Source organism: Streptomyces sparsogenes, assembly GCF_001704635.1.
Classification (GTDB): Bacteria; Actinomycetota; Actinomycetes; order Streptomycetales; family Streptomycetaceae; genus Streptomyces; species Streptomyces sparsogenes.
Genome location: NZ_MAXF01000103.1, coordinates 33,809 through 50,093 on the forward strand (window position 1 = coordinate 33,809; position 16,285 = coordinate 50,093).

Below are 16,285 nucleotides of genomic sequence, written 5' to 3' on the forward strand. Positions count from 1 at the left end.
CCCCGGGCCGGTCGGGCTGCACCGTCAGCCGCTTGAGAATCTGCAAGGGACGCCCGATGGCGTCCCTTCGTCGTTTCCGCGGCGGCCGGCCGCGCTTCCTTACCGTCTGATGTGCCCCTCCCCCTCACCGGTGAAACCGAGGAAAGCAATCCGGGAAGATCGCCGGGGAGAACCCGGGGAGATCGCCGGGGGAACTACCGGGGAGAACACGGAGGGGACCGCCGCGCGGCGCCACGGCCGAACGAGGGTGCCGGGTGAGACACGGGAGGTAAAGTCCAAAGGCGTGCATCTCAAGAGCCTGACCCTCCGAGGCTTCAAATCCTTCGCCTCCGCCACGACGCTGCGCTTCGAGCCGGGTATCACCTGCGTCGTCGGCCCCAATGGTTCGGGCAAGTCCAATGTGGTGGACGCGCTTTCCTGGGTCATGGGGGAGCAGGGTGCCAAGTCGCTGCGCGGCGGGAAGATGGAGGACGTCATCTTCGCCGGGACCACCGGCCGCCCCCCGCTCGGCCGCGCCGAGGTCTCCCTCACCATCGACAACTCCGACGGCGCGCTGCCCATCGAATACGCCGAAGTGACCATTACGCGGATCATGTTCCGCAACGGCGGCAGCGAATACCAGATCAACGGCGACACCTGCCGGCTCCTGGACATCCAGGAGCTCCTCTCCGACTCCGGCATCGGCCGCGAGATGCACGTCATCGTCGGCCAGGGCCAGCTCGACTCCGTCCTGCACGCCGACCCGACCGGGCGCCGCGCCTTCATCGAGGAGGCCGCGGGGGTGCTCAAGCACCGCAAGCGCAAGGAGAAGGCGCTGCGGAAGCTCGACGCCATGCAGGCCAACCTGGCCCGCGTCCAGGACCTCACCGACGAGCTGCGACGCCAGCTCAAACCGCTCGGCCGGCAGGCCGCCGTCGCCCGGCGGGCCGCGGTCATCCAGGCCGACCTGCGCGACGCCCGGCTGCGGCTGCTCGCCGACGACCTGGTGACCCTGCGCGAGGCGCTGCGTGCCGAGATCGCCGACGAGGCCGCGCTCAAGCAGCGCAAGGAGGCGGCCGAGGCCGAGCTGCGCGCCGCGCAGCAGCGGGAGGCGGCCCTGGAGGAGCAGGTCCGGCAGCTCGCGCCCCGGCTGCGGGACGCCCAGCAGACCTGGTACGAGCTCTCCCAGCTCGCCGAGCGGGTGCGCGGCACGATCAGCCTCGCCGACGCCCGGGTCAAGAGCGCCACCTCCGCGCCCGGTGAGGAGCGGCGCGGACGCGACCCGGAGGACATGGAGCGCGAGGCGGCCCGGATCCGCGAACAGGAGGCGGAGCTGGAGGCCGCGCTGGAGGCGGCGAGCCGGGCGCTGGACGACACCGTCGCGCACCGTGCCGAACTGGAGCGCGAGCTGGCGATGGAGGAGCGCCGGCTGAAGGACGCCGCCCGCGCCATCGCCGACCGCCGCGAGGGGCTGGCCCGGTTGCAGGGGCAGGTGAACGCCGCCCGGGGCCGGGCGGGTTCGGCGCGGGCCGAGATCGACCGGCTGGCCTCCGCCCGCGACGAGGCCCGGCAGCGGGCGGCCGCCGCCCAGGAGGAGTACGAAGCGCTGCGCGCCGAGGTCGACGGACTGGACGCGGGCGACGCGGAATTGGCCGACCGCCACGAGGCCGCCAAGCGGGAGCTGGCCGAGGCGGAGACCGCCCACCGGGCGGCCCGCGAGGCCCTGACCGCCGCCGAGCGCGAGCGCGCCGCGACCGCCGCCCGCCATGACGCGCTGGCCCTCGGCCTGCGCCGGAAGGACGGCACGGGCGCCCTCCTGGGCGCCGCCGACCGCCTGACCGGCCTCCTCGGCCCGGCCGCCGAAATCCTGACGGTCACCCCCGGCTTCGAGGTCCCCGTGGCCGCGGCCCTGGGCGCCGCGGCCGACGCGATCGCCGTCGCGGACCCCCGGACCGCGGCCGACGCCATCCGCCTCCTCCGCAAACAGGACGCGGGCCGCGCGGCCCTCCTGCTCGGCGCCCCGGCGGCGGCCGGCGGCCCGGGCGCGGACGGGGCCGGGGCCGGGGCCGGGGCGGCCGGGCCGGACGGTGGTGTCCCGGCGCCGCGCGCGGCGGACCTGGTGAGCGGGCCCCCGGGGCTGGTGTCGGCCGTGCGGTGGCTGCTGCGGGACGTGGTGGTGGTCACCACGCTGGAGGACGCCGAGGAACTGGTCGGGCAGAGGCCGGAGTTGACGGCCGTGACCGCCGAGGGGGATCTGCTGGGGGCGCACTTCGCTCAGGGCGGCTCCGCCGGGGCGCCCAGCCTGCTGGAGGTGCAGGCCTCGGTCGACGAGGCGGCGGCGGAGCTGGAGGAGCTCGCCGTGCGGTGCGAGGAGCTGACCGGCGCGCAGCGGGCGGCGGCGGAGCGGCGGACGGAGTGCGCGGCGCGGGTCGAGGAGCTGGCGGCCCGGCGCAGCGCGGCCGACCGGGAGAAGTCGCAGGTCGCCCAGTCGCTGGGGCGGCTGGGCGGTCAGGCGCGGGCCGCGGCGGGCGAGGCCGAGCGGATGGCCGCGGCCGTGGCCAAGGCGGAGGAGGCGCTGGCCAGGGCCACCGAGGAGGCCGAGGAGCTGGCCGAGCGGCTGGCGGTGGCGGAGGAGCAGCCCGGTGAGGAGGAGCCGGACACCTCCGTACGGGACCGGCTGGCGGCGGACGGGGCGAACGCCCGGCAGACGGAGATGGAGGCGCGGCTCCAGGTCCGTACGCACGAGGAGCGGGTCAAGGGGCTCGCGGGACGGGCGGACGCGCTCGACCGGGGCGCGCGCGCCGAGCGCGAGGCGCGGGCGCGCGCCGAGCAGCGGCGGGCGCGGCTGCGCCACGAGGCGGCGGTGGCCTCGGCGGTGGCCTCGGGCGCCCGGCAGCTGCTGGCGCATGTGGAGGTCTCGCTGGTGCGGGCCGAGGAGGAGCGGGACGCCGCCGAGCGGGCGAAGGCGGAGCGGGAGCGCGAGCTGGTCGCCGAGCGCAACCACGGGCGTGAGCTCAAGAGCGAGTTGGACAAGCTGACCGACTCGGTGCACCGGGGCGAGGTGCTGGGCGCCGAGAAGCGGCTGCGGATCGAGCAGCTGGAGACCAAGGCGCTGGAGGAGCTGGGCGTCGAGCCGGCCGGGCTGATCGCCGAGTACGGACCGGACCAGCCGGTGCCGCCGTCCCCGCCGGCCGAGGGCGAGGTGCTGCCAGAAGACCCGGACCACCCGCGCAACCAGCCGGTGCGCTACGTCAGGGCGCAGCAGGAGAAGCGGCTGAAGGCCGCCGAGCGGGCGTACCAGCAGCTGGGGAAGGTCAACCCGCTGGCGCTCGAGGAGTTCGCGGCGCTGGAGGAGCGGCACAAGTTCCTGAGCGAGCAGCTCGAGGACCTGAAGAAGACGCGGGCCGATCTGCTGCAGGTGGTCAAGGAGGTGGACGAGCGCGTCGAGCAGGTGTTCACGGAGGCCTACCGGGACACGGCGCGCGAGTTCGAGGGCGTCTTCTCCCGGCTGTTCCCGGGCGGCGAGGGCCGGCTGGTGCTCACCGACCCGGAGAACATGCTGACCACGGGCGTGGACGTGGAGGCCAGGCCGCCGGGGAAGAAGGTCAAGCGGCTGTCGCTGCTCTCCGGAGGGGAGCGGTCGCTGACCGCCGTGGCGCTGCTGGTGTCGATCTTCAAGGCGCGGCCGAGCCCGTTCTACGTCATGGACGAGGTCGAGGCGGCGCTGGACGACACCAATCTGCAGCGGCTGATCCGGATCATGGAGGAGCTGCAGGAGAGCTCCCAGCTGATCGTGATCACGCACCAGAAGCGGACGATGGAGGTCGCCGACGCGCTGTACGGGGTGTCGATGCAGGGCGACGGGGTGTCGAAGGTCATCAGTCAGCGGCTGCGGTAAGCGCTTCAATACTTGAAGTCATTCGATCAAGCACGGCCAGGCGGCCTGTGGCGACTGGTTGGTCACACCCTATTGACTTCGAAACTTGAAGGAATAGTCTCGGCAACGTCGTTTTTACCTTCAAGTGGTGGCCGACCCCCCCCCTCGGCTGCGCCTCCGCTGGAAGGCCACCCCCCACCCCGGCAGCGTTGCCGGGCGGGCCACAGGAGTTCACGTTGACCACCACCGTGCAGGTGCGGGGATCCGAGGGCCGCGGCGCCCAGCCGGAACACCTCGGCCGTGTCATCTTCATCACCGCCGCCGCCGCGATGGGCGGCTTCCTCTTCGGCTACGACAGCTCGGTGATCAACGGGGCGGTCGAGGCCATCCGCGGCCGGTACGACATCGGCTCCGCCGCCCTCGCCCAGGTCGTGGCCATCGCCCTGATCGGCTCGGCCATCGGCGCGGCCATCGCGGGCCGCCTGGCCGACCGCATCGGCCGGATCCGCGTCATGCAGATCGCCGCCGTGCTGTTCACCGTCAGCGCGGTCGGCTCCGCCCTGCCCTTCGCCCTGTGGGACCTGGCCGTATGGCGGGTGCTCGGCGGCATCGGCATCGGCATGGCCTCCGTGATCGGCCCGGCCTACATAGCCGAGGTCGCCCCGCCCGCGTACCGCGGCCGCCTGGCCTCCTTCCAGCAGGCCGCGATCGTCATCGGCATCGCCCTGTCCCAGCTCGTCAACTGGGGCATCCTCAACGCCGCCGACGGCGACCAGCGCGGCCACATCGCCGGCATCGAGGCCTGGCAGTGGATGCTCGGCGTGATGGTCGTCCCGGCCGTGCTCTACGGCCTGCTGTCCTTCGCCATCCCCGAGTCTCCCCGCTTCCTGATCTCCGTCGGCAAGATCGACCGCGCCAAGCAGGTCCTGGCCGAGGTCGAGGGCCACGGCGTCCACCTCGACACGCGCGTCGCCGAGATCGAGCAGGCCATGCGCAGCGAGCACAAGTCCACCTTCAAGGACCTGCTCGGCGGCCGGTTCGGCCTGCTGCCGGTGGTCTGGATCGGCATCGGCCTCTCGGTCTTCCAGCAGCTGGTCGGCATCAACGTCGCCTTCTACTACTCCTCGACGCTGTGGCAGTCCGTCGGCGTCGACCCGAGCGGCTCGTTCTTCTACTCCTTCACCACGTCGATCATCAACATCCTCGGCACCGTCATCGCGATGATCTTCGTCGACAGGATCGGCCGCAAGCCGCTGGCGCTGATCGGCTCGGCCGGCATGGCCGTCTCCCTCGCCCTGGTGGCCTGGGCCTTCTCGGCGCACCTGGTCGACGGCAAGCTCCCGCACACCCAGGGCGTCCTGGCCCTGGTCGCGGCCCACGCCTTCGTCCTCTTCTTCGCCCTCTCCTGGGGTGTGGTGGTCTGGGTGCTGCTCGGCGAGATGTTCCCGAACAAGATCCGCGCCGCCGCGCTGGGCGTCGCCGCCTCCGCGCAGTGGATCGCCAACTGGGCCATCACCGCGAGCTTCCCGAGCCTGTCCGACTGGAACCTGTCGGCGACGTACGTCATCTACACCGTTTTCGCCGCGCTCTCGATCCCCTTCATCCTCAAGTGGGTGCCGGAGACCAAGGGCAAGGCGTTGGAGGAGATGGGCTGACCGTTCCTACGGACTGAGGGGAGTGAGTCCTGATGCCAGGGCTCATGCTCAGCCGAACGCTCCGAACGGTGCTGAGCGTTCTGGTTGCCCGCGTTCGCTCCGCGTCCGGCGCGCACGGATCGTGTCCGTAGTCCGGGTACGTGAGGGCGGGGTCCCTCACGCCCAGGGATGGCCGGTCTGGCCTGGGCGGTCCGATGCCCCGCACGATCGCTCTGGTCGTGCGGGGGCGGTGCCGTCCGTCGCCGGATCGGCCATCCCTGGGCGCGCCGTCCGATCGCCACGGCGGCCGCGTCGTGGCGAGTGGTTTTCCTGGTTCTCGTGGTGAGGGGCTTTTGCCAGTGCTGGGCACCCCACTTCGAGGTGTACGCGGGGTCGACCGCGATGATCGCGATGCCGGTGGCGTCGGCCATCGCCGACAGCCGGGCGCGGAGCCTGCCGGTGGGCATTCCGGAGATAAGCTGTCGGAACCGCTTGCGGCGGCCGTGTTTCTCGCGGGTCTTCTCCGCCGCGAAGTCCAGGTCTTCGATGGCGATCGCGGCCACGCCACAAGACTGCGCCCAGTGCAGCAGCCGGGTCAGGGTATGCCGAACCTGGGCGTCGCGGTGGCCTGCGGTGCCGGACAGGTCGTAGAAGAACCGCCGGGGGTTGCCGATCGGGTTGCCGTGTACGTCCAGGCGCCATGCGGCCAGGTGGTCGGCGTTGGCGTCCACTCCGATCAGCCCGTGGGCTAGGGCCGTCTTCAGGGGGATCGTCGCCCGGGGCGGAATCTGCCACGAGGCGGTCACATACCAGCGGTTCCGGCCGGTGTCATAGTGGATGCGGTAGGCGACGGCCCGGTTCGCTTCGACGCGGTCGGCCCACTCGGTGCCCCGGTGGACGAAACGCACGGGCGCGGTGAAGACATACCGGCCATGCGGGGCGTTCGCCAGATCCTTCAGCAAAGCGGGCAGCTTGATACTCAGCCCACCGTCGGGGGTGATACGGATGGTCTCGTTCCCGTACCGCTTCCCGGACTCCCCGTCCGCCTGCAGGAACCAGCGCTCGGCCTCCCACCGCTCACGCCACTGGGCCTCGGTCAGCCCAGTTGCCTCCAGGTGGTGGCGGGCGCGGGCCAGGCGCCTGCCGCCCCGGACCACGTGCACGGTCCCGGCCGCATGGTCGGCCCGTTCCCGCTCCAGCCGGTCCTGGAGCACCTGGAGGCGGCGGGACTTGGCGAACCACTCCTGACGGGAGCGATAGCCGCCTGCAGCCTTCTTCGACCCCTTCGCCCCGACCGGCCGCGCCAGCCGCTGCGCGATCGCAGCAATCCCGGCCTCCAGAGTCTGGATGTGGGCGAGCTGGCAACGGCGGGCCAGCGCCCACTGGTCGTGCGACGCCTTGGTGATGGCTCCGGCCCAGCGCGCCGACGAGACCGGCGTCAGCTCCCGCTTGCGCGCCGCCCACCGATCTGCGCAGTGCTCCAGACCGTCCGCGCAGCGCGCCTTAAGATCCCGCGACGCGAGCGCACCCAGATGCGCACCCACCAGCACAAGAACCTTCTCATCCTGCGCGGCGAGACGCTTGAGCCGGGCACGGATCGCCACTCCGGCCGGGTCGGACACAACGAACGGCTCGGCCACCTCACGCAGCCCGCTCATCCCACACACCCCCGCCCGGCTCCGTCCCGACGTCCCCTCCCCAGACCCAACGAAGCCCGACCGAAGAGGTCACGCATTCGACATCAACATTTCCATTCGCCTCACGAAGCGTTCCAGCATCCACACGCGTCACACCAAAGACCGCTTGCATTCACTCCCACTCACCAGAGCACGCCTGAGCACACTTCAGCAGAAGCAGTTCCGCACCCTTCCGCCGCCCACTCCTCACCCTTCAGGGGTTCTGCCCCGCCTCACCCCCCGAGGCGGGGCAGAACCCGTTCCGCGAACAGCCCCAGCGAGCGCCAGCCCTCCTCCACGGGCATCCCGCCGCACAGCGGATGCAGCACCAGACTCCCCGCGCCACCCCCCTCTCCCGCCAGCGCCACGCACTCCTCCGGCGTGACCACGCGGTAGACCCCCTCGCGTCGCAGCGCCCCGACGTCCCCGGCCCGGGAGCGCACGGCCGACCGCACGCCCCCGCCCGACTGCCACGAGTCGTACGTCCGCGCCTCGTGCAGCAGATACGGGCCGACCACCGCCCACGCCCGCTCCGGGTCCTCGGCCACATGCAACAGCGAGGTCCGCGCGGGTGGCATCACACACCAGCCGTCCGTCCCGTACTGCAGGCGCCGCGCGTGGTAGTACGCCTCCAGCTCCGGCAGATGCGCGCTGGGGAAGAACGGCAGGCCCAGCCGGGCGGCGCGGCGCGCGGCGGCCTTGGAGCTGCCGCCGACCAGCAGCGCCGGATGCGGCCGGGAGTACGGGCGCGGCGTGACCCGCACCATGCGGCCCCGGTAGCCGAAGGGCTCGCCGGTCCAGGCCGCGAGCAGCGTCTCCAGCGCCTCGTCCTGGAGCGGACCCCGCCGCTCCCAGTCCCTGCCGAGCCCCGCGTACTCCTCCGGCCGGTAGCCGATGCCCGCCACCGTGATCAGACGGCCGCCGCTCACCAGGTCGAGCACGGCGATGTCCTCGGCCAGCCGCAGCGGATCGTAGAGCGGCGTGATCAGCGCCGAGACGGTGACCGTGATCCGCCGGGTGGCGCCCAGCACCGCGCCCGCGAAGGTCAGCGGGGACGGCAGCCAGCCATCGGCCACGCCGTGGTGCTCCTCCGTCTGCACGGTGTCGATGCCCCGCTCGTCGGCGAAGGCGGCCATCTCGACGGCCGCCCGGTAGCGCCGGGACAGCGCCTTGGGCGTGGCGTTCGGATCGACGAGATTGAGCCGTACGACCGTGACCGGCATGGCGGACGTCCCCCTTCGCGGTGAGCGGGCCAGGGCACGGTAACTGACCGTACGTCAAATAAACAGGGAGCGGCGCCCGCCCGGCGCCGGGCGCGGGCGGGGCGGATGACTCATGCGCCTGGGACACGGGGCGGCTGACGGTAGGGGCAGGCGGGCCCGCCGCTCGGGCCGGCCACCGCCGATCACGCGGACGGCCCACCAAGGGGCAACCAGAAGCGGAGGGGCACGTGACCACCATGACGCGGGCACCGGTCATCACCGGATCCGACATCGACGACCTCGTCACCCGGGTGCGGCGGGCCGCCGGCGACACCACGGAACTCGAAGCGGCCAAGGCCGCGCTCTTCGGCCCGGCCGACCCCGCCCCCGCCGACGCACGGCTCGTACGGCAGCGGCTGCTGACCGTCGCCCTGCGCCACGGCGGCGACCTGCTGACCAAACTGCTCACCCGGCTCGGACCCCGCGAGATCGCCGTGGTCCGCCGCCACGCCCACCGGCTCGCCCACTTCCTGGAGGGCCTCGAGATCTGGTCGGCCAAGCCGATCATGCTCAGCCTGATGCGGTCCGGCGTGCCCTACATCGAAGCCGAGTCGATCGCCTTCGCCATTCTGCTGCTGGTGTGGTGACCGCCGCACCCCGCGGACGGGAACCGGAACGGGACGCGGGTGCGGGCCGGTCACCGGTTCGGGTGGGCCCGGGCCCGTGCCGCACTTCACCCGCCCCGCCGCGGGTAGTGCTCGGACCGGAGAACAAGGAGGTCTGCAGATGAGCCCATCCCGCACCCGCCGGGCCCACGCCATGACCGCGCTCGTCCTGCTCACCGGCGCCGTCCTGGGGACCGCCCCGGCGGCACCCGCCGCCGCCACGCAGAGCGCGGCCTGGCGGCAGGCCGGCCACTTCCACACCACCGGCGCCTGCCGCAAGGCCGGCCGGGAGGGCGTGGACGCCCACAAGTGGAACGAGTACAAGTGCCGGCCGGGTCACAGCGGCACCTACATCACGCTGTGGGTCAGGGGCCGGGGCAGCGCCCGCACCACCACGCCCGCCCAGGCCGCCGCCCCCGCCCGGCTCGCCCGGCTCTCCGGGACGGGATGAGGCGCGAGGCCCAGCCCAAGGACCGCGCCGTGCAGGCCGCGGGCGGGGTGTCGGCCCTGTTCGTGGTGGTCCTCGCGGGCTGGCTGGCCGGCCTGCTGCGGATCAACGACCCCTGGCCGGCCCTGTCCTGCCCGCAGCCCCGCGGCACCGCCGTGCTGACCCGCGTGGCCGTGGGCTTCCCCGTCGTCGGCGTCGGGGTGCTCCTGCTCGCCGAGCGCTCCGCCCGCCGCTACGGCAGCGTCCTCCTCGTGGCCGGCGCGCTGTGGCTGCTGCCCTCCGCCGCCGCCGACCTGCTGGGCCTGGCCGACCTCGGACCGGCGGGCGCGATGGTCCAACTGCTGATCGCGGCCGCCGGGATCGCCTGCCGCCCGCTGACCGTCCTGCTGCTGCCGCTGTGGCTGTTCCCGCGCGGCTCGCAGCGGCGCCGCCAGTGGTGGGCCATGAGCGCCGGCGCCTCCGCCTACTGGCTGGGCTACGCCGCGCTCTGGCTCATCAGCGAGCCGATGGCCGGCCCCGCGCCCAACCCCCTCTTCGCCACCGCCTGGGGACAGTGGGCCTTCGACCACCTCGAGACCTACGCCGCGGCGGAGCCATGGGTCCTGCGCGCCGTCGCCGCCGTCGTGACGGGCGCGCTGTGCTGCCGCGCCGCCGTCGCCCACGGCGCCGAGCGGCGCAACTGGGCGCTGCTGGCCGCCGCCTACCCGTCCTGCGTCTTCCTGCTGCTCGCGGAGTGGGCCGAGGGCACGCCCACCCTCGTGGCGCGCACCGTCGGCAGCGCCGTGTGGGCCGCCGCCATCTGCCTGGGCGTCGCCCGCACCGGCATATGGCGGCTGGACCGCGTCACCAGCCACCGCCTCGCCCGCGCCTTCGTCCTGACCTCGCTGGCCGCCGTGGTCGTCTGCGCCGCCGTCGCCGTCCAGGCCGGACTGCCCTCCCTGCGCGGCGGCGCGATCACCACCGCCGTCGGCTGCGCGCTGCTCCTCGGCTGGGCCCTGCGGCCCACCGCCCGCTGGCTGACCCTGCGCGTCGAGCGCGCCTTCTACGGCCCCCGCGCCCGCCCCCACGAGGCCGCCGGCGCCCTGGCCGTACGCCTCCAGCAGGCGCCCCACCCCGGCGAGGTGCCCCAGCAGATCTGCCGCAGCGCCGTCGAGGACCTCGGCGTCTCGGGCGCCGCCGTCAGCGTCGACACCCGCGCCGGGCCCCGCCGGCTGGCCGCCGCAGGGGCGCCGCTCACCGGCCCGGTCCAGACGTTCGTACTGCGCCACCACGGCCGTACGGTCGGCCGCCTGGAAGTGGCCCGCGATGGCTCCGGCACCCCCGCCGAGCGGGACAGTGGCCTGCTGTCGCTGCTCGCCGACCAGGCCGCCCCGGCGCTCGCGGCCCTGCGCCTGGCCGAGGAGGCCCAGGCGGCCCGGGAGCGGCTGGTGCTCGCCCGCGAGCAGGAGCGCCGCCGGCTGCGGCGCGAGATCCACGACGGCCTCGGCCCCCAGCTCGCCGCCGTACGGCTGCGCCTGGACATCGCGCAGACCACCTGCCCGCCCGACCACCCCGCCCGCCACCAGCTCCGCGAGGCCGCCGAAACCCTCGCCGAGGCCCTGGTCGAGGTCCGCCGGATCACCTCGGGCCTGGCCCCCGCCGCCCTGGCCGAGCGCGGCCTGGCCAAGGCCGTACGGGACCTGGCGCGGCGGCTGGGCGGCGCCGGACCCCGGGTGACCGTGGCCACCCGGCCCAGCGTGCTGCCGCCGCTGTCGCCCGGTGTGGAGACGGCCGCGTACCGGATCGCGGCCGAGTCGCTGACCAACGCGGTGCGGCACGCCCGGGCCCGGCAGGTGCGGATCCAGCTCACCGCGGGCCCCGACACGCTCCAGGTCACGGTCACCGACGACGGGAGCGGGCTGCGGCGCGGGGCCGTGCCCGGGGTGGGGCTGGCCTCGGTGACCGAGCGCGCGGAGGAGATCGGCGGCACCTGCTCGGTGACGGGATCCGCGACGGGCACGGTGGTGCACGCGGTCCTGCCGCTCACCGCTGACGACCAGGAGGACCGCGCGGACCCCGCGGACCGCGCGGACCTCGCGGACCGGGAGGGCGGCGCGGACCGGGAGGGGCACGGGGAAGAGGTGCTGGACCGGTGACCGCGGCCGCGGGAGGACCGCAGTGGCGCGTCCTGCTGGTGGACGACCACCCGCTCTTCCGCGAGGGCCTGGCGGCCGCCGTCAACCTGGACGACGCCTTCACCGTGGTCGGCCAGGCCGCCTCCGCCGAGGAGGCGGTCGCCGAGGCCGAGCGCACCGAGCCCGACCTGGTGGTGATGGACCTCGGCCTGCCCGGCCGGTCCGGCACGGAGGCCACCCGGCGCATCCTGTGCGCCCGCCCCGAGGCGCGGGTGGTGGTCATGACGATGTCCGAGGACGACGACAGCCTGCTGGCGGCCATGCGCGCCGGCGCCCGCGGCTACCTCCTCAAGGGCGCGGGCCGCGACGAGATCCTGCGCGCCCTGCACACCGTGGCCCGCGGCGGCGCGGTCTTCAGCCCGCGCATGGCCGAGCGGCTCGGCGCCCTGCTCGGCTCCTTCGGCACCGCCTCGGCCAAGGAGGCGTTCCCCACCCTCACCGCCCGGGAGCGCGAGGTCCTGGAGCTGCTCGCGGCCGGGCTCGGCTACCGCCAGATCGCCCAGCGGCTGGTGGTCACGGACAAGACCGTGCGCAACCACGTCGGCTCCATCTTCGCCAAGCTCCAGGTCCGCGACCGCGCCCAGGCGATCGTCCGGGCCCGTGAGGCCGGGCTCGGAGGTGAATGACTGCCCGCGCCGCGTTGGCTGATACTGGGGGCGTTATGGAACAAGTCATCCTTGCCGTAGTCATCGCTGTGATCGCGCTCGCCGCGGTCAGCGGGCTCGTGATCGGCAGCCGTAAGAAGAAGCGGCTGCCCCCGGCCCCGCCGAGCAGCCCGTCCGTCACCGCGCCGCCCGCCGAGCCCCACGTCGGCGAGGAGGCGGAACCGACGCTCGAAGAGCCGCGCAGAACCATCGAGGAAGTGGATCTGCCGGTCACCGAGGCGCCCCCCGCGCCCACCGTGCCCGCGCAGCCGGAGGCACCCGCGATCGAGGTGCCCGAGCCGACCGCCGGCCGGCTGGTGCGGCTGCGCGCCCGGCTGGCCCGCTCCCAGACCACGCTGGGCAAGGGGCTGCTGACCCTGCTGTCCCGTGAGCATCTGGACGAGGAGACCTGGGAGGAGATCGAGGACACCCTGCTGACCGCCGACGTCGGCGTCGCGCCGACGCAGGAGCTGGTGGAGCGGCTGCGCGATCGGGTCAGGGTGCTCGGCACCCGCAGCCCCGAGGAGCTGCGCGGCCTGCTGCGCGCGGAGCTGCTCCAGCTGATCGGCACCGAGGCCGACCGCACCGTCCACACCGAGAGCGGCGTGGGCGTGAACGGCGAGGAGAAGCCGGGCGTCGTCATGGTCGTCGGGGTCAACGGCACCGGCAAGACCACCACCACCGGCAAGCTCGCGCGGGTGCTGGTCGCCGACGGCAAGTCGGTGGTCCTCGGCGCGGCCGACACCTTCCGCGCCGCGGCCGCCGACCAGCTCCAGACCTGGGGCGAGCGGGTCGGCGCCCGCACCGTCCGGGGACCGGAGGGCGGCGACCCGGCGTCGGTGGCCTTCGACGCGGTCAAGGAGGGCATCGCCGAGGGCGCGGACGTCGTGCTCGTCGACACGGCCGGACGGCTGCACACCAAGACCGGTCTCATGGACGAGCTGGGCAAGGTCAAGCGGGTCGTGGAGAAGCACGGCGCGGTGGACGAGGTGCTGCTGGTGCTCGACGCCACCACGGGGCAGAACGGCCTGGTGCAGGCGCGGGTCTTCGCGGAGGTCGTGGACATCACCGGCATCGTGCTCACCAAGCTGGACGGCACCGCCAAGGGCGGCATCGTGGTGGCGGTGCAGCGGGAGCTGGGCGTGCCGGTGAAGCTGGTGGGCCTGGGGGAGGGCGCGGACGACCTCGCGCCGTTCGAGCCGGAGGCCTTCGTCGACGCGCTGATCGGCGACTGACCGCGACGCACCCGCACGCACCGCGGCCGACCGCGACTGCCCCGCCTTTCTGATCCGCCTCGGGCGCCCGGGACCCCCCGGGCGCCCGAGGCGTTTCGGGCGTCTGCGGGCGTCTTCCGGCTACGGCGGGGTCTCAGCCGCGCGCGCGATGGGCGGCGTACGCGAGCGTGCCCAGCAGCAGCCGGGCGTGCGGCGGGTGACCCGCCGTGTCCAGCGTGGGCGGGCGCAGCCAGCGGACCGGGCCGAGGCCGCCGAGGTCGCTGGGCGGGGCGGTGAGGTGGTCGCCGGGCCCCAGACAGCGCAGATCCAGGTCGGCGTCGTCCCAGCCCATGCGGTAGAGCAGCTGCGGCAGCCGCGCGGCGGCGCCCGGGGCGACGAAGAACTGGGCGCGCCCGCGCGGGGTGGCGATCACTGGGCCCAGCGGCAGCCCCATCCGCTCCAGCCGGACCAGGGCGCAGCGGCCCGCCTGCTCGGCGACCTCCAGGACGTCGAACGAGGCGCCCACGGGCAGTAACACCGCGGCGCCCGGGACCTGCTCCCAGGCCGCCGCCGCGTCGTCGAGGGTGGCGCCCGCGGGGACGGCGGTCGCGTGGGGGAGGGGGTGGGCGCCGGGGGCGGCGCAGTCGGCCGCGCCGCATGAACATTCGTTTCTGCTGCCGCCGGAGCCGCGGGCCGCGCGGGCGCCCGGCACCACGTCCCATCCCCACAGGCCGGTGTACTCCGCCACCGTCGTGCACTCGGACGTGCGGCCGCGGCGCCGTGAGCCCGGCCGCATGTCCCGGATGCCGCCGATCGTGAAGCCCATGCCCCCTCCAACGGGTCGCCCTGCCGATGGTTACGAACCGAACCGCGCCGAAACCCGCGTCCGGCTACGGCGTGGAGCCGTGTCATGGCGCTCCGTAGCCATGCGTGGCCCGGGGGATGCGCGTGCGGCGGTGTGGCGTGGCGCGGTGGGTGGTGAGCCGTCACGCATGCGCCCCTGGGCGCACCCCTCCACCTGTTTTCCGGTCGTCCTGTGTCAAGTGAATCGCGTGAATCGCCAGTGGCGTTCATTCGAAGGGGTGGCGAATGGTGGCGTTTTCGCGAACTTCCTCGCCGGAGGCGTGATCGTAAGATTACTTTCAGTGCATGAACCCCCCGTCTCCCGCGATTGATGCGGTGGATCGCGGGGACAACTGACCGTGACAGAGGGCATTCTGGTCGCGGTGCGAGCGGAATCGTGGGATGGGGGCGTTCCAGTGGGCGACAACGGCGGCGGTGCTGACAAGCGTCCCAACGCGCAGTTGGGTTCGTGGTTCGTGCGCAGCGGCTGGTCCAAGGGCGAGCTCGCGCGCCAAGTGAACCGCAGAGCACGCCAGTTGGGCGCCCACCACATCAGCACCGACACCTCCCGGGTGCGCCGCTGGCTCGACGGCGAGCAGCCGCGCGAGCCGATCCCGCAGATCCTCTCCGAGCTGTTCTCCGAGCGCTTCGGCTGTGTGGTCGGCATCGAGGACCTCGGGCTGCGCACGGCCCACCGGTCACCGTCCGTGTCCGGAGTGGACCTGCCCTGGGCCGGTCCGGAGACGGTCACGCTGATCGGCGAGTTCTCGCGCAGCGACCTGATGCTCGCCCGGCGGGGCTTCCTCGGCACCTCCCTGGCGCTCTCGGCGGGCCCGGCGCTCATCGAGCCGATGCAGCGCTGGCTGGTGCCCTCGCCCTCCGGCCGGGCCGGTGGCCGGACCCAGCAGGAGGCGGGCCGCTCCCGGCGGGTCTCCCGGCTCTCCGGGCCGGAGCTGGAGCTGCTGGAGTCCACCATCGTGATGTTCCGCAAGTGGGACGCCCAGTGCGGCGGCGGGCTGCGCCGCAAGGCCGTGGTGGGCCAGCTCCACGAGGTGACGGACCTGCTCCAGGAGTCGCATCCCGAACCGGTCTCCCGGCGGCTGTTCAAGGTCGCGGGCGAGCTGGCCGAGCTCGCCGGATGGATGAGCTACGACATCGGGCTCCAGCCCACCGCGCAGAAGTACTTCGTCCTCGCCCTGCACGCGGCCAAGGAGTCCGGCGACCGGCCCCTGGGCTCGTACATCCTCTCCAGCATGAGCCGCCAGATGATCCATGTCGGGCGGCCCGAGGACGCGCTGGAGCTGATCCACCTCGCCCAGTACGGCAGCCGGGAGAGCGCGACGCCCAGGACCCAGGCGATGCTGTATGCGATGGAGGCCCGGGCGTACGCCAACATGGGCCAGCCCAGCAAGTGCCACCGCGCCGTGAAGATGGCCGAGGACGCCTTCGCCGAGTGCGCCCCGGGCGACGGGGACCCGGACTGGATCCGCTTCTTCTCCGAGGCCGAGCTCAACGCGGAGAACGCGCACTCGTACCGCGACCTCGCCTATGTGGCAGGCCGCAGCCCCACCTACGCCAAGCTGGCCGACCCCGTGATGCACCGCGCCGTCGAGCTCTTCGGCCAGGAGGCGGACCAGGAGGGCGGGCACCAGCGTTCGTATGCGCTCAACCTGATCGGCCTGGCCACCGTCCACCTCCTCCAGAAGGAGCCCGAGCAGTGCGCGGCGGTCGCCGAGAAGGTGCTGCCGCTCGCCCGGCGGGTGCGCTCCGAGCGGGTCGGCAACCGGCTGCGCAAGACCGTGGACACCGCGGTCCGCGACTACGGGACCGTCCCCGAGGTGATCCGGCTCGGCGAGCTGGCCGCCGACCACCTGCGCGACTCCCCGGACACGGGGGAGTCCGTCCGGGCGGTCTGACCCCCGGGTCCCG

General features: G+C 73.8%; 11 protein-coding genes. 8 read left to right on the top strand and 3 right to left on the bottom strand.

The genetic code is table 11. The features are described from left to right. Positions 1–283: 283 nt before the first annotated feature. Complete coding sequence (smc, locus tag BBH68_RS21970; RefSeq protein WP_065965151.1) at positions 284–3,877, top strand: chromosome segregation protein SMC; 3,594 nt, start codon at positions 284–286, stop codon at positions 3,875–3,877. A gap of 215 nt (positions 3,878–4,092) precedes the next feature. Next, positions 4,093–5,511, top strand: coding sequence for a sugar porter family MFS transporter (locus BBH68_RS21975; RefSeq protein WP_065965152.1), 1,419 nt, complete (start codon positions 4,093–4,095; stop codon positions 5,509–5,511). Here BBH68_RS21975 and BBH68_RS21980 read toward each other — a convergent pair. Further along, positions 5,424–7,148, bottom strand: coding sequence for a transposase (locus BBH68_RS21980; protein WP_245738211.1), 1,725 nt, complete (start codon positions 7,146–7,148; stop codon positions 5,424–5,426). The genes BBH68_RS21975 and BBH68_RS21980 overlap by 88 nt on opposite strands. A gap of 251 nt (positions 7,149–7,399) precedes the next feature. Next, positions 7,400–8,389 carry an LLM class flavin-dependent oxidoreductase gene (locus BBH68_RS21985; RefSeq protein ID WP_065965153.1) on the bottom strand — a complete coding sequence of 330 codons (990 nt, stop codon included), beginning with the start codon at positions 8,387–8,389 and terminating at the stop codon, positions 7,400–7,402. Positions 8,390–8,625: 236 nt separating this feature from the next. On the opposite strand from BBH68_RS21985, the gene BBH68_RS21990 reads away from it, so the two are divergent. The 5 genes from BBH68_RS21990 (at position 8,626) to ftsY (ending at position 13,534) form a co-directional block, all read left to right on the top strand. Next, positions 8,626–9,015, top strand: a complete 390-nt coding sequence (locus BBH68_RS21990) for a hypothetical protein (protein WP_104531371.1) — start codon at positions 8,626–8,628, stop codon at positions 9,013–9,015. Between the two features lie 139 nt (positions 9,016–9,154). Continuing rightward, positions 9,155–9,484 carry a hypothetical protein gene (locus BBH68_RS21995; protein WP_065965156.1) on the top strand — a complete coding sequence of 110 codons (330 nt, stop codon included), beginning with the start codon at positions 9,155–9,157 and terminating at the stop codon, positions 9,482–9,484. After that, positions 9,481–11,616 (top strand): histidine kinase, encoded by a 2,136-nt coding sequence (locus tag BBH68_RS22000; RefSeq protein ID WP_245738212.1) that lies wholly within the window; start codon positions 9,481–9,483, stop codon positions 11,614–11,616. Before BBH68_RS21995 ends, BBH68_RS22000 begins: the two co-directional genes overlap by 4 nt. Further along, positions 11,613–12,281, top strand: a complete 669-nt coding sequence (locus BBH68_RS22005; RefSeq protein WP_065965158.1) for a response regulator — start codon at positions 11,613–11,615, stop codon at positions 12,279–12,281. The genes BBH68_RS22000 and BBH68_RS22005 overlap by 4 nt, the downstream gene beginning before the upstream one ends. Positions 12,282–12,316: 35 nt before the next feature. Then, positions 12,317–13,534, top strand: a complete 1,218-nt coding sequence (ftsY, locus tag BBH68_RS22010; RefSeq protein ID WP_065965160.1) for a signal recognition particle-docking protein FtsY — start codon at positions 12,317–12,319, stop codon at positions 13,532–13,534. Between the two features lie 133 nt (positions 13,535–13,667). Here the strand turns inward: ftsY and BBH68_RS22015 are convergent, their stop codons facing one another. Then, complete coding sequence (locus BBH68_RS22015) at positions 13,668–14,339, bottom strand: bifunctional DNA primase/polymerase (protein WP_065965162.1); 672 nt, start codon at positions 14,337–14,339, stop codon at positions 13,668–13,670. Positions 14,340–14,772: 433 nt separating this feature from the next. Between BBH68_RS22015 and nsdA the strand changes: the two genes are divergently transcribed. Next, positions 14,773–16,272 carry a transcriptional repressor NsdA gene (gene nsdA, locus BBH68_RS22020; protein WP_076970716.1) on the top strand — a complete coding sequence of 500 codons (1,500 nt, stop codon included), beginning with the start codon at positions 14,773–14,775 and terminating at the stop codon, positions 16,270–16,272. Positions 16,273–16,285 lie beyond the last annotated feature (13 nt).

What these genes read in the sequence shown, in the direction of transcription:
- ftsY (WP_065965160.1), top strand. Translation starts at nt 12,317, where the DNA reads ATGGAACAAGTCATCCTTGCCGTAGTCATCGCTGTGATCGCGCTCGCC.
- BBH68_RS21995 (WP_065965156.1), top strand. Translation starts at nt 9,155, where the DNA reads ATGAGCCCATCCCGCACCCGCCGGGCCCACGCCATGACCGCGCTCGTC.
- BBH68_RS22015 (WP_065965162.1), bottom strand. Translation starts at nt 14,339, where the DNA reads ATGGGCTTCACGATCGGCGGCATCCGGGACATGCGGCCGGGCTCACGG.
- BBH68_RS21985 (WP_065965153.1), bottom strand. Translation starts at nt 8,389, where the DNA reads ATGCCGGTCACGGTCGTACGGCTCAATCTCGTCGATCCGAACGCCACG.
- BBH68_RS21990 (WP_104531371.1), top strand. Translation starts at nt 8,626, where the DNA reads ATGACGCGGGCACCGGTCATCACCGGATCCGACATCGACGACCTCGTC.
- BBH68_RS21980 (WP_245738211.1), bottom strand. Translation starts at nt 7,148, where the DNA reads ATGAGCGGGCTGCGTGAGGTGGCCGAGCCGTTCGTTGTGTCCGACCCG.
- BBH68_RS22000 (WP_245738212.1), top strand. Translation starts at nt 9,481, where the DNA reads ATGAGGCGCGAGGCCCAGCCCAAGGACCGCGCCGTGCAGGCCGCGGGC.